The organism is Streptomyces sp. NPDC034049 (genome assembly GCF_055575575.1).
The window spans coordinates 522724-535483 of record NZ_JBVISJ010000001.1 but is presented as its reverse complement, the minus strand read 5'-3'; the positions used below and the strand labels follow the sequence as shown (position 1 = coordinate 535483).

Below are 12760 nucleotides of genomic sequence, written 5' to 3'. Positions count from 1 at the left end.
GAGGTGGGAACATTCGCCCCAAAAAGGTACGTACGTGAGCCTGGTCCCCGGCGCAATGACGTGCCGGTGGCGCGGTGGGACGTTCGTGCGTCGCGGGGTCACGGTGTGGCGCCGTCGTGTTCGATCCCTGCCGGTACTGTTCGGCGAATGAGCTCGCTTAATCTCGACGACTTCACCGATCTGATCGAGCGCCCCGACGGTGGGGTGCGCCGCGACGCCGAGGCGCGGCGGGAGAGGCAGATCGTGCCGCCCGGGGCGCTGGGCCGCCTCGACGAACTGGGTGAGTGGCTGGCGGCGGCACAGTCGGCCGTTCCGGTGCGGCCGATCGAACGGCCCCGGGTGCTGCTGTTCGCGGGTGACCACGGGATCGCCGAACTCGGCGTCTCCGCACGGGCCGCGGGTACCGCGGACCAGCTGGTGCGGGGTGTCCTGGACGGCGGCAGCCCGGTGGCGGTGCTGGCCCGGCAGCTCGGCGTACCGGTCCGCGTGGTGGACCTCGCGCTCGACTGCGACCCGGAGGCGTTGCCCGCCGAGGTCGTACGGCACCGGGTGCGGCGCGGGTCCGGCCGTATCGACGTCGAGGACGCGCTGACGGCGGAGGAGGCGGAGGCCGCGTTCCGGGTGGGCGTCGCCCTCGCGGACGAGGAGGCGGACTCCGGGACCGACCTCGTCGTCCTCGGTGATGTGAGTGTCGGAGGGACCACGGCGGCGGCGGTCCTGGTCGCGGCGCTGTGCGGGACCGACGCGTCCGTCGTGACCGGGCGGGGCGGGCGGGCGATCGACGACCTGGCGTGGATGCGCAAGTGCGCGGCCGTGCGGGACGCCCTGCGGCGGGCCCGGCCGGTGCTCGGGGACCAGTTGCAGTTGCTGGCGGCCGTGGGCGGGGCGGATCTGGCCGCCATGACCGGGTTCCTGTTGCAGAGCGCGGTGCGGAAGACGCCGGTGATCCTGGACGGTGTGGTGTCGGCGGCGTGTGCGCTGGTCGCCCAGCGGGTGGCGTTCCGGGCGCCGGACTGGTGGCTGGCCGGACAGAACAGCGGGGAGCCGGCGCAGGCGAAGGCGCTGGACCGGATGGCGATCGAACCGCTGCTCGACCATGGGGTGAAGGTCGGGGAGGGGGCGGGGGCGCTGCTGGCGCTGCCGTTGGTGCGGGCCGCGGCGGGGTGGGCGGCGGAGCTTCCCGAGGGCGAGGGCGCGGGGGAACCGGCGAAGTCGGGCACCGAGGAGAAGAACCTCGGGGAGGAGTACGACGCGACCTAGGTCCGGGGTCGGGGGGTGCGTTGTCGGGTGCGGGTGCGTGGGGCTTCTCGCGCAGTTCCCGCGCCCTGAGAAGCAGGGGCCGCACCCCGAGCTTTTCATCCCCTCACCCACCCGCACCCGACACCGAACCCGGAGAGAGCGGGATCACTCGGGCGGCGCTCAACTTCCTTCTTCTTCGGTCGGTCTTCGGACGTGGCGGTGGCCTCACCGCACGTACCGGAGTCGCACGGAGCACGGCGTGGGGATGAACCAGACGCAGACGGGCCGGGCCCTCGGATGGGCCCGCGCCGAGTGGGGGCTGCTGTACGCCACCGTGCGCCCGCCCCTCGTCCGCCGCCGGCTGCGGGCGGTCCCCATGACGGCCGCCGCCGTCTGCCTCGCGGCCGCCGTCCACCTCACGCACCGGCAGTCCTGGGGCTACCGGCTCGTCGAGCACACCGGCGCCGTACGGGCGGAGGACCCGCTGTGGACGGCGTTGGCGCGGACGCCGCTCTCCCTGTTCGTACCGGCGCTGGACCTGCCGGTGTGGGGCGCGCTGGCGCAGATACTGATCGTCTTCGGCATCGCGGAGATCTCGCTGGGGCGGCGGCGGACCCTGGCGATCGCGTACCTGGCCACCCTGGCCGGCACGCTGTACGCGCGCGTGGGCGTCGCGCTCGGCCCGGACGTCCCCCTGCTGGGCCTGCCCGCGTCGGACGCGCGCGTCGTGGACACCGGACCGTCGGCGGCCGTGGTCGGGCTCGCGGTGTACGTCGGATGGCGGTACCGGGCGTACGTCACGGCGGGCGCGGTGGTCGTGGCGATGGCCGTCGAGGTGCTGGTGAAGGAGAACCTGGCGGGCAAGGAGCATCTGGCGGCCATCGCGGCGGTGCTGGTGGTGTGCGCGGCGACCGCCGCCCGTCAGCGGCGCTCCGCGGTCGCGTCCGGGGTCGCGTCCGATGTCGCGTCCGGCGTGCCGCCGATCCAGTCCTGGAGGCGGCGGCTGGGGATCGCCCAGCGGCGGTCGTGGCGGTAGGAACGCTTCCAGGCCCGAGCGCGGGTGCGCGGTCTGCGGCGGTAGAAGCGGCGGGCCCAGGCGGAGGTGGGGCGGGCCAGTCGGACGGCGCCGACGACGGCGACGATCGGGATGACGACGCCGAAGATCGCGGTGCGGGCCTTGCCCTTGGCGAGGGCGACCAGCGCGATGAGGAAGTTCGTCCCCATGCTGACCATGACGGCTCCCCGGTCCTGGAGTTCCTCCTCGTCGAGGTCGTTGACGCCGAAGGGCAGGAAGCCGACCAGCATCAGCCCCACCAGGGCGGCCGTCAGCACGACCACCTCGACGCTCTTGCGGCCGGCCTCGCTCCAGTACACGTCGTCCAGGTGCAGGATCAGCGCGAACTCGTCCAGCACCAGACCCGCGCCCATACCGAACAGCACGGCGGAGATCAGCGCGCCGGAACCGTGCCCGTCACTGGCCACCGAGCCGAAGCCGCCGACGACGGTGAGCACGACACCGGGGACGACATGGTGGATGTGGACGCCGCCACTGCCGCTGATGTTGCGGAACGGCCCCTTGCCCGCGCGGATGAGACGGGTGACGATCCGGGTGATCAGGAACGTCAGGACGAACGCGGCGAGTGCGAGCAGCAGGGGCAGTTTGCCCGGCTCGATGACGTTCCGTTCCCACCAGTGACCCATATGCGAACTTTATCCAGGACTGCTCCAGGCCGCCGCCGAGCCGGTCCGCCGCGGCGGGTAGCCTGCGCCGGTGTCCACGCCACCCGAGCCCTCCGTCCCGCCCGGTCCGACGCTCGCCGACGGTCTGCGTTTCGCCTTCGGCACCCTGACCGTGCTGCCGGTGACCGTGCGCCGCTGGGACCGTGAGGCGGCGCGCGCCGGGATGCTGTGCGCGCCCGTCGCCGGGCTGGTCGTCGGCCTGGGCGCGGCCCTGCTCGGCGGTCTCCTGCTGCTCCTGGGTGCCGGGCCGCTGCTGGCCGCCGTGGCCTCCGTCGCCGTACCGGCCGCCCTCACCCGGGGCCTCCACCTGGACGGGCTCGCCGACACCGCCGACGGCCTCGGCAGCGGCAGGCCCGCCGAGGACGCCCTGCGAATCATGAAGCGGTCGGACATCGGGCCGTTCGGGGTCGTCACCCTCGTTCTCGTCCTGCTGGCCCAGGTCGCCGCGCTCACCGAGGCGTACGGGGAGTCGTGGGCGCTGGGCGCGCTCGCGGCGGCCGTCGGCGCGACCGCCGCCCGGCTGGCCCTGACCCTGGCCGCGCGGGCCGGTGTGCCCGCCGCCCGGCCGGAGGGGCTTGGGGCGGCCGTGGCCGGGGCCGTTCCGGTGCGCGGCGCGCTGCTCGCGGCCGCCCTGACCGGATGCGCGGCGGCGGGCGCGGGGGCGCTGTTCGGGCCGTACGGCATCGGGCGTACGGTCCTCGCGGTCGTTCTCGCCTGCGGGGCCGCCGAGCTGCTGCTGCGCCACTGCGTACGGCGGTTCGGGGGCGTCACCGGGGATGTGTTCGGCGCTCTCGCGGAGACGGCGACCACGGCGGCGCTGGTGGCGTTCACCCTGGGCTGAGCCGGCCGCCCGCCTCCTCCGCGCCTCCCGGGGGGGTCAGCAGGCCTCGCGCCAGGCCCCCAGCTCCCACTTCTTCAGCAGCGAGCTGAGCTCCAGACGGCGGGCCTCGGGGCAGAAGTCGCCCGTCTCCCTCTCGTACTCGACGTGGAAGACGGCCTTGCCGGCCTCGATGAACGGCGTGAGGTCCTCGCACTCGTCGTACTGGGCGCACTGCTCGTTGACCGCGAAGTCGAAGTCGTCGACGAGTTCGGGTATCTGGTCGAGGTCGTTCTTCAGGCCGACCGCGAGGCCCCGTTCGTGGGCGAGGCGGGCGACGAGGCGGTTGTAGCGGAGCTGGTCGGCGGCCGTGAGGGGGAAGCCGGTCCGGTTGCGGTAGCCGTCCATGTTGTCGGGCTCGACCGCGTCGAAGCCCTTCTCCGCGCACATGTCGATACGGGCGGCCACCAGGGGTTCGAGGACGTCGGTCGCGCGGATGTCGAGCCAGCGTTCGCCCTCCCAGCCGTTGCCCCTGCCTATGACGGACTTCGGGAACTCGTCGGCGTCCGGACGCCAGTCCTCCCAGGCGCCGGTGGAGAGATAGCAGATGACCTTGCGGCCGTCGTCGTGCAGTTCGGCGACCGTGTCGGCCGACTGGTCGAAGCCGTCGATGTCGTACACGGGGACGTCGACGGAGGTGTCCAGGCGCCCGCTGAGCTGCCACTGCCACGCCGTTCCCGGCTCCGGTCGCCAGCGGGCGGCCTCGCCCGTCCCGCGTCCGGTGCCCGGCCCGTCGTCGGGGGCGCTCGTGCACCCCGCGACCAGCAGGAGGAGGGGCAGCAGGGCGCTGCGGGCGAGGGCGCGGCTCATCGTCGGGGCTCCAAGGCGTGCGGCAACGTACCCCAGGGATGATCCCCCACTCCGGGCACCGCGCAGTGCACGGTGGCGCCCCGGGCGTGGGCGACGCCCGCGACGTCGATGCCCGGCGGCACCCCGTGCACCAGATGGCACACCCGCGCCCCGAGACCGGCGCTGCCGCCGGGCCAGGGCTCGGGCGGCTGGTCCCGGTACGTCTCCCAGCCGCCCTCGAAGGTGACGACGAGGTCGGCGATCCGCGCGTACGCGGGGTGCGGCGGGGTGCCGGGGTTGAGCGCGAGGGTGGCGGTCCCGGCGCCCCAGACGGCCGCGGCGAGCCGTCGGTAGTGGTCGAACGCGCCGAGTTCCGCGGCCACTTGGTCGAGGAAGGCCCCGTCGGTGCCGTACCAGGCGTGGTAGCGGGTCAGCTCCCGTACGACGTCGGTGACGGGTCTGCGGCCGTAGGCGGTGTCGGCGTACCCGAGGAGGCGTACGCCGGCCGCCCGCAGCCGGCCCGCGACCCGGATGAACGCCGGGTCGGGGCCGTCGCCGGGCCCGTTCGCCGGGTTGAGGACGACGCCGTAGAGGAGGGGCGCGGCGTCGACGAGGGCGTCCCATTCGGCGGGGCGGTCGCGGGGGTGCTCGTAGTAGGGGACGAGGAAGGAGGGGCGGGAGGGGTGGGTCGCCGGGGCCGGCTCCGGGCGCGCTGTCGCGTGTGCGGTCATCGGTGCGCCGTCGCCCTTCCCAGCAGGCCGCAGACCAGGCCCCCTTGGAGGGCGGCGGCGACGCCGTACACGAGCAGGCCGGTGCCGTGGGGGTCGCCCGGGTGCGTCGCCAGGGCCAGGGTCTGGGCGGCGGCGGTGGCGCAGCAGACGACGGCGGCGCCCGGGACCGCGCCGAAGGACTGGAGCAGCAGGCCGGTCCAGAGCACCGCGCCCAGCAGGAGCAGACCGGCGAGATGCAGGCCGTCGAGGTCCGGGGCCTGCGGCCACAGGTGGGCGGTGGCGTGGGCCAGGACCAGCAGGGTGGCGAGGTAGCCGGCCAGGCACTGGACCAGGGTCACGGAGGCGGCCCGCCAGAAGGCGCCCGGTGTGCTGGTGGAGCGCAGTCCGGCGAGGCCTCCGCTGCGGAAGCGGTACAGCAGCCATTCGGCGGGGCCCATGCTGAGGGTGAGCGCCACGGCGGCGGGCGCGGCGGCGGTGCCGCCGCCGTGGGCGAGGACCTCGCCGAGCGTCGCGTACAGCACGAGCACACCGGTGCCGAGTCCGAAGAGGGCGTACGGGAGGGAGGCGGCGAGCCTGGGCGTGGCCGGGCCCCGCCCCGGGATCCCGGCGGGCCCGCCGGGCGCGCCCAGGAGAGCGGCGCCGAGTCCGGGCTCCCACAGGGCGGGCGCCACTTCGTGGACGGCGAGGAGCACGACCGCCACCAGGGAGGCGGTCAGCAGGGTGAGCCCGGCCCAGTCGGGCACCGGCCGGACCAACGCGAACAGCGCTCCCGCGGTCATGGGCGACAGACAGTGCAGCAGGGCCCGTTCGCGGCCGAGGACGAGCAGGACGGTCGCCGCGCCCAGGTAGCAGGCCTCGCCGGCGGCGAAGGCCACCGCGCCCGGGTCGCCCCCGCCGGCCGCCAGGCAGGCGACCGTCGTGCAGAGCAGGGCGCCCACCGGGGCCGCGCGGGCCAGGCAGCGGCGGCAGGCGTCGCGGTCGCCCCACGCCAGCCAGGAGTACGCCCGGTGGGCGAGCCCCTGGTTCCACATCCAGCCGCACAGGGCGCCGGCCAGCAGCGGGACCGTACCGGCGGGCAGGCCGAAGGCGTCGCGGGGGCCTGTCAGGAGGGGCGCGCCGAGGACGTAGGCGAGGCCGGGGAGGGCGAAGACGACGCCTCTGAGGAGGCAGCCGAGCAGGCCGATGCGCCAGGGGTCGGGCGCGGGTCCGGCCGGTTCGGGGTGGGCGCGTTCGACGCGTTCGTACAACTCCTCGGCGAGGGCGAAGGAGTTGCGGCATCCGTAGCGTGCGCGGGTCCGGTCGTCGGAGATGCCGTCGGACTCCAGCAGGGCGGCGATCTCGTCCGGATGGACGGCGGCGGCGATGAACTCCCGGTGCTGTTCGGCCAGTCGGTCGATGGGATCCGGCTCGGCCCGGCGCGGGCGGGGGACGGCGGGCAGCCGGGCCGGCCGGGCGCCCGGGGGCGGGGTCGGGTGGCCGCTCACCGGTCGGTTCCGTCCGTCGTGCCGCCGGTCCGGTACCAGGGGTCGCGCAGTTCGGCGGTCCAGTCGGCGACCGTCGCCGGCGCGGGCGCGTAGACGATGTCGTCCCGGCCCGCGAGTTCCTGGTAGATCAGGCGGAAGGCGTCCACGGAGCGGCGCAGGGTGAACCGGTCGATCACCCGTCGGCGTGCCGACTCCCCCAGTGCGCGGCGGCGTTCGTCGTCGAGGAGGAGACCGAGCGCGGCGTCGGCCATCGTCTCCGGGTCGCGGGGCGGCACGACGATCCCGGTGTCGCCGACCGCCTCGCGGACCCCTCCGACATCGGTCGACACGGTCGTACGGCCGCAGGACATGGCCTCGATCAGGGAGTACGGGAAGCCCTCCGAGATCGAGGACAGCATCACGACGTGCCCGGCGGCGTAGGCCCGCCACACCTCGCCGATGCGGCCCTCGAAGGTGAGCCCGCCGGTGACGCCCAGTTCGGCGGCGAGCTTGTCCAACTCGGTGCGGTACGCCTCGCCGCCCGGTGGCACGGGCCCGAACAGCCGGAGTCTGGTGCCGGGGAGTTCGGCGCGGACCAGGGCGTAGGCGTGCAGCAGCGTCTCCAGGTCCTTGATGGGGTCGACGCGTCCGCACCAGGTGAGGGTGGGCACCTCGGGTTCGGGGCCGGCGTGCGGGAAGGCGGCCGGGTCGACACCGTTGTAGACCGTGCGGATCCGGGCGGTGTCGGCGCCTCCGCGCTCCTCCCAGCGGCGGTTGTAGCGGTTGCAGGGGGTGATGAGGTCGGCGGCGCGGTAGCCGAGCCTGGTCAGCTCGCGGTGGAAGCCGAGCATGAAGGCCTTCACGGGCCAGCGCTGGTCGGCGGCGCGGTGGCCGAGGTAGCGCTCGCGCAGATAGATGCCGTGCTCGGTGAGGAGGAACGGTACGCCGTCCAGTTCCCGGGCGGCGAGCGCGGGCAGGGTGGCGAGGCCGCCGCTGACCGCGTGGGCCACACAGTCCTCGGGGATCCGGGCGCAGAGCGGCCGCAGGGAGTGTTCCAGCAGATCGGTCGCGGTGAGCGCGTCGTGGACCGTGGGGTGCGCGGCGGCCGTCGGAAGGTGGGGCATGGTCCAGATCCACATCAGCGAGCGGAGCGCGGACTCGGTGCGCAGGGCCGCCGACAGGCGTCCGTCGCGGGCGAGTCGGGCCAGCTCGTACAGGGCCTCCTCGAAGCCCCGGGGTGCGCCGGGGTCGAGGACGGAGAGCAGCAGCCGCTCGTAGGAGTCGGTGAAGCGGCGGCGGGCCGCGCCGTACGGGGCGCGGGCGCGGCCGGGGCGCGGGCCCCAGGTCGGTACGGAGGTGTGCCGGTACACGTTCGGCGGCAGGTCCCAGGTCACGGGTTCGCGGCCGGTTCCGGTGAGCGACACGAGGTGGAACTCGACGTCGGGCATGCCGCGGACGAGCTGGTCGCACCAGGTGCTGACCCCGCCGTGGACATGTGGATAGGTGCCTTCGGTGAGCATGGTGACGTGGCGGCCGTTGCGCATGGCTGTGCCGCTCCCCCCGTTGCTGTTGTGCGGATGATGTGCGGGGAACCGCGGGCCCGGCCCCCGGCTGCGGGTCGGTGGGGGCTGGTCGCGCCCCGCGGCGGAGCCGCATGTCCGATACGGCCCCGCGCCCCTTTCGGGGCGCTCTACGGGAGCTTGAGTTTCAGGGCGGACCGCAGCGGTGCCGGCGTGGTCCAGGCCGAGCGGGCTCCCGCGTACGGGGTGCCGAACGTGGTGGTACCGAGCGGGAGTTGCGTGACGGTCCCCTTCGGTGCCGTCACCGGGATCTCGGTCCCGGACGGTGCCTTCACGGTCACCGTCGTGCCGATCCGGTACGCCGTGACCGTGCCGTTCGCCACCGCCGTCTGCCAGGCGGCCCGGCGCTGGAGCTCGGTGCCGATCGCGGCCTGCCGGGGGTTCTCCAGCGGGGTGTCGGAGGAGAAGAGGGACCGGTAGTCGGCGAGCAGCCGGTCCAGGACCGGGTAGAGCAGCCGCTCCTCGGCCAGGTTGGACTGGTGCGCGTAGTGCGGTCGCGGGTCGTTGCCGACGGCGTGCAGCAGGGCCGTGCGGACCTCCTGCGGGACGATGTGCGTCGGGTACCCCGTGGCCGGGTCCAGCGGCGCGGCCAGACAGGTGGAGGACGCGTTGTTCTCGCACAGCCCGCTGCCGCCGTCGGCGGCCGAGGTGTAGACCCAGTTGTACTCGTCGACCATCTCCGCGGCCGTGCCCACGTTGTAGTAGACGTTCATCGGGTGGCGCGGCACGGTCAGCGCGGCGCCGACCGGACGCTGCGCCGGTTCGCGGGAGTTGTCGGAGGCGATCCATCTGACACCGTTGTCGGCGAGGGCGCCCGCGAGGTGGGGGTTGTCGTCCGGCTGCTGCGGCAGTGTCCGCAGGCCCGAGTGTTCGCCCGTCACCAGTTCGTCGCGCCGCACGGGCAGTCCGCGCGCGACGGCCCAGGCGTGGTTGTCGCGGATCTGCGCGGCGACGGCGGCGCGGCTCAGATAGCGGGTGGTGCCGTCGGGGTTCTTGGCACAGCTCCACGGGACGGTCGAGGTGTCCTGGACGCAGCCGAGGTACTGGTGGGTATAGGTGTGGTTGATCCAGCGGTACGCGTCCCGGTCGGCGAGCAGCCGGTCGGCGAGGGCGTCGGTGCCGCCGTGCGCCTCCTTCCACTCCTCGCCGCTGCCGCCGTTGTAGACCAGGTCGAGGGTGAGGCCGCTGGACCGCTGCCACTGCTCGGCGTACTCGGCGTCGGCGGCGGTCATCCGGATGGGCACGCTCTGTGTGCCGTCCCCACCCCCGCAGTCGAAGCCGCCGGGCGTGCAGTCGTGCTCGGTGTCCCAGCGGCTGTCGGGTGCGAAGACGTCGTCGATGTGGACGCCGAAGTAGTTCCGGCTCCGCCCGAGGTGCACGCCGTCCGTCAGCCACTCGACGATGCCCCGGGCCAGCACCCGGAACTGCCGCTGGTGCTGGTTGTAGGCGAAGGTGACGACCAGTTCGCGGCGCCCGTCGTGGGCGTACTCCCCGACCAGGCTGCCTCGGCCCGCGCCGCCCGGCACCGGGAGGTCGACATAGCTGGTGTAGCCGGGGCGGGGCCGGGCGACGAAGCCGTAACTCTCCTGTGTGGAGGCGGAGTTGTCCTCGAAGGCGAACTGCCCGTCGAGATAGCCGAAGCGGCCCGCACGGCCGGCGTCGGTGACCGTGACCTCGCGGCCGTCGAGGGAGCCGGCCCAGCCGCCCTCGCTGGAGTAGTCGAGCCCGACCCCGGGGTGCGCCCAGGTGTAGGCGTCGACCTGCGGGATCCCGTACGTCCGCTCGTACGTCTCCAGGGCGGTCTGCTCGGCCGAACCCGGGCCGAACGGGGCCTCGTTGGACAGGACCACGCCCTGGAACCTGGCGCGCGGGGTGCCGCCGGCCGTGTCGCTCAGGAAGGCGGCGTCGATCGTCGGGCGGTTCGCGTCGCCCAGGTTCACGAGGGTGTACGGGACGCCGGTGCTCCTCAGCTCCGCGGTGACGGCCCGGACGGGGCTGTCGCCGTTGTCCACCACCAGCACCCGCAGATCGACGCGGGCCGCGGCGGCGGCCGACGCTCCCGGTGTACCGAGGCCCGCCACCAGCAGGCCGGTCGTCGCCGCGACGGCGGCGGCGCTCCTCCAACCGGTCCGTCCGGGCACGTTGTGCGCCATGTTCGCCCCTTCCCCCGAAGAGATCCCCCGGGGCCGGACTGAACGGCCGCACCGAGGGGAATCTGTGGAAATGATGCAGGCCGATGAGCTGATCACTCATCGGGCGGGACGAGTGTCACCCAGGTCAGGGCACATGAGGGCATGAAAATGACCATGAAGCCACATAGGGGTGAACGTCCGCAGGGGTGATCGAAATCGACGGCCGACGCTACGCGCGCAGACCGCCGACGCCACGCGCGAGGACGATGGATGTACGCGCCAGGAGCCGCGACAAGGGATCCCCCTATGCCTCAGTCATGGGGATCTCCCTGCACGTCGGCGACGGAAAGTCGGGGAGGCTGGTCGCAGCGGACGCCATGCGGACGGCGCGGCGCAACCGGCCGACGCCCCAGGTCCGATGGGCCGAACAAGGGCCTAGGCTCGTTCCCGGCACGTCGACCCATCCGTTCGACCACCGAAACTCAACCGGAAGCGAGATTTCACCACCGTGACTGCTCTCACTCTCAGCACCGCCGCCGCGTCGGGCCTCCGGGCCGACGCGATCGTGGTCGGGGTCGCGAAGGGCCCTGCATCCCGGTCCGGGGACCTGGTCGTAGCGCCGGGTGCCGAGACCGTGGACAAGGCGTACGACGGCAAGCTGGCCGGCCTCCTCGAGACCCTCGGCGCCGCCGGCGCCGAGGGCGAGGTGACGAAGCTGCCCGCGCCGTCCGGCTTCAAGGCGCCGCTCGTGGTGGCGGTGGGCCTGGGCGCGGTGCCCGAGAAGGACGGCGCGTTCGGCGCGGAGACGCTGCGCCGCGCGGCCGGTGCGGCGGCCCGCGCCCTGACCGGTACGAAGAAGGCCGCGTTCGCGCTGCCCGTCGCCGACGCCGTCGCCGTGGGCGCCGTCGCCGAGGGCGCGCTGCTCGGCGCGTACTCCTTCGACGCCTACAAGGAGCAGGGCAAGGAGGCCAAGGCGAAGAACGGCAAGGGGCCGCTCGCCGATGTCGTCCTGCTCGGCGCCAAGCCCCGCGACCGGGCCCACAAGGCGGCCGTCGAGCGCGCCGTCGCGGTGACCGAGGAGCTGAACCGCGCCCGCGACCTCATCAACACCCCGCCGAACGACCTCGACCCGGAGGCCTTCGCCGCCGTCGCGCAGACCGCGGCCAAGGAGCACGGCATCAAGGTGACCGTCCTCGACGAGAAGGCACTCGCCAAGGGCGGCTACGGCGGCATCCTCGGCGTCGGCGCCGGCTCCGCCGCCACGCCCCGGCTGGTGCAGCTGTCGTACACCAGCTCCAAGGCGAAGAAGCACCTGGCGTTCGTCGGCAAGGGCATCACCTACGACTCGGGCGGCATCTCGCTGAAGCCCGCCGGGCACAACGAGACGATGAAGTGCGACATGAGCGGTGCCGCCGCCGTGTTCGCCGCTGTCGTCGCCGCCGCCCGGCTCAAGCTGGAGGTCAACGTCACGGGTTGGCTCGCCCTCGCCGAGAACATGCCGTCCGGCTCCGCCACCCGCCCGGGTGATGTGCTGCGCATGTACAGCGGCAAGACGGTGGAGGTGCTCAACACCGACGCCGAGGGCCGGCTGGTGCTGGCCGACGCGCTCGCCAAGGCGTCCGAGGACAAGCCGGACGCGATCGTCGACGTGGCGACGCTGACCGGCGCGATGATGCTGGCGCTGGGCAACCGGACGTTCGGGATCATGGCCAACGACGACGCGTTCCGCTCCGCGGTGCACGAGGCCGCCGAGGAGTCCGGGGAGCCGGCGTGGCCGATGCCGCTGCCGGACCACCTGCGCAAGGGAATGGACTCGCCGACCGCCGACATCGCGAACATGGGCGAGCGGTACGGCGGTGGCCTGGTGGCCGGCCTGTTCCTGAAGGAGTTCGTGGGCGAGGGGATCACCTGGGCGCACCTGGACATCGCGGGGCCGGCGTTCAACGAGGGCGGGCCCTTCGGGTACACGCCGAAGGGGGGCACCGGGACCGCGGTGCGGACCCTGGTGCGGCTCGCCGAGCGGGCTGCCTCCGGCGACCTGGGGTGACGATCGCCCAGGAGCTCGGCACCTGAGGGGCGCGGGCGACTGCGGGCCGTCCGTGGCTGGTCGCGCAGTTCCCCGCGCCCCTTCAGGGCCCGGCCTCGTCACATCTGAGCGTGTGGTGTCTCACACCCCGGCCCGGCGTCTCGTTCGCCCGCGACAAGTGCG

The 12760-nt window shown here is 73.9% G+C and carries 10 protein-coding genes; 4 read left to right on the top strand and 6 right to left on the bottom strand.

Annotation, left to right across the window (positions count from 1 at the left end; translation table 11 throughout):
* Nucleotides 1–147 precede the first annotated feature (147 nt).
* Together cobT and ACZ52C_RS02360 are read left to right on the top strand one after the other, a co-directional pair.
* Nucleotides 148–1260 (top strand): nicotinate-nucleotide--dimethylbenzimidazole phosphoribosyltransferase, encoded by a 1113-nt coding sequence (cobT, locus tag ACZ52C_RS02365; protein WP_469073008.1) that lies wholly within the window; start codon nucleotides 148–150, stop codon nucleotides 1258–1260.
* Nucleotides 1261–1504: 244 nt separating this feature from the next.
* Nucleotides 1505–2275, top strand: coding sequence for a hypothetical protein (locus ACZ52C_RS02360; RefSeq protein ID WP_469073007.1), 771 nt, complete (start codon nucleotides 1505–1507; stop codon nucleotides 2273–2275).
* Here the strand turns inward: ACZ52C_RS02360 and ACZ52C_RS02355 are convergent.
* The gene (locus ACZ52C_RS02355) at nucleotides 2161–2940 is read right to left on the bottom strand and encodes a hypothetical protein (RefSeq protein ID WP_469073006.1); all 780 of its coding nucleotides are present in this window, start codon (nucleotides 2938–2940) and stop codon (nucleotides 2161–2163) included. The genes ACZ52C_RS02360 and ACZ52C_RS02355 overlap by 115 nt on opposite strands.
* 70 nt (nucleotides 2941–3010) lie before the next feature.
* Between ACZ52C_RS02355 and ACZ52C_RS02350 the strand changes: the two genes are divergently transcribed.
* Nucleotides 3011–3820, top strand: a complete 810-nt coding sequence (locus ACZ52C_RS02350; protein ID WP_469073005.1) for an adenosylcobinamide-GDP ribazoletransferase — start codon at nucleotides 3011–3013, stop codon at nucleotides 3818–3820.
* A 36-nt stretch (nucleotides 3821–3856) separates the two neighbouring features.
* Here the strand turns inward: ACZ52C_RS02350 and ACZ52C_RS02345 are convergent, their stop codons facing one another.
* The 5 genes from ACZ52C_RS02345 to ACZ52C_RS02325 all read right to left on the bottom strand — a co-directional run bounded on the left by ACZ52C_RS02345 (nucleotide 3857) and on the right by ACZ52C_RS02325 (nucleotide 10572).
* On the bottom strand, nucleotides 3857–4666 hold the full coding sequence (locus ACZ52C_RS02345) for an endo alpha-1,4 polygalactosaminidase (protein ID WP_469073004.1): 810 nt from the start codon (nucleotides 4664–4666) through the stop codon (nucleotides 3857–3859).
* Nucleotides 4663–5376 carry a spherulation-specific family 4 protein gene (locus tag ACZ52C_RS02340; RefSeq protein ID WP_469073003.1) on the bottom strand — a complete coding sequence of 238 codons (714 nt, stop codon included), beginning with the start codon at nucleotides 5374–5376 and terminating at the stop codon, nucleotides 4663–4665. Before ACZ52C_RS02340 ends, ACZ52C_RS02345 begins: the two co-directional genes overlap by 4 nt.
* Nucleotides 5373–6860 carry a hypothetical protein gene (locus ACZ52C_RS02335; RefSeq protein ID WP_469073002.1) on the bottom strand — a complete coding sequence of 496 codons (1488 nt, stop codon included), beginning with the start codon at nucleotides 6858–6860 and terminating at the stop codon, nucleotides 5373–5375. The genes ACZ52C_RS02340 and ACZ52C_RS02335 overlap by 4 nt, the downstream gene beginning before the upstream one ends.
* A complete protein-coding gene (gene pelF, locus ACZ52C_RS02330; RefSeq protein WP_469073001.1) occupies nucleotides 6857–8383 on the bottom strand; it encodes a GT4 family glycosyltransferase PelF in 1527 nt (508 codons plus the stop codon). The genes ACZ52C_RS02335 and pelF overlap by 4 nt, the downstream gene beginning before the upstream one ends.
* Before the next feature lie 146 nt (nucleotides 8384–8529).
* Nucleotides 8530–10572, bottom strand: a complete 2043-nt coding sequence (locus tag ACZ52C_RS02325) for a hypothetical protein (RefSeq protein WP_469073000.1) — start codon at nucleotides 10570–10572, stop codon at nucleotides 8530–8532.
* A gap of 487 nt (nucleotides 10573–11059) precedes the next feature.
* Between ACZ52C_RS02325 and ACZ52C_RS02320 the strand changes: the two genes are divergently transcribed.
* Nucleotides 11060–12598 carry a leucyl aminopeptidase gene (locus ACZ52C_RS02320; protein WP_469072999.1) on the top strand — a complete coding sequence of 513 codons (1539 nt, stop codon included), beginning with the start codon at nucleotides 11060–11062 and terminating at the stop codon, nucleotides 12596–12598.
* The last annotated feature ends 162 nt before the right edge of the window (nucleotides 12599–12760 follow it).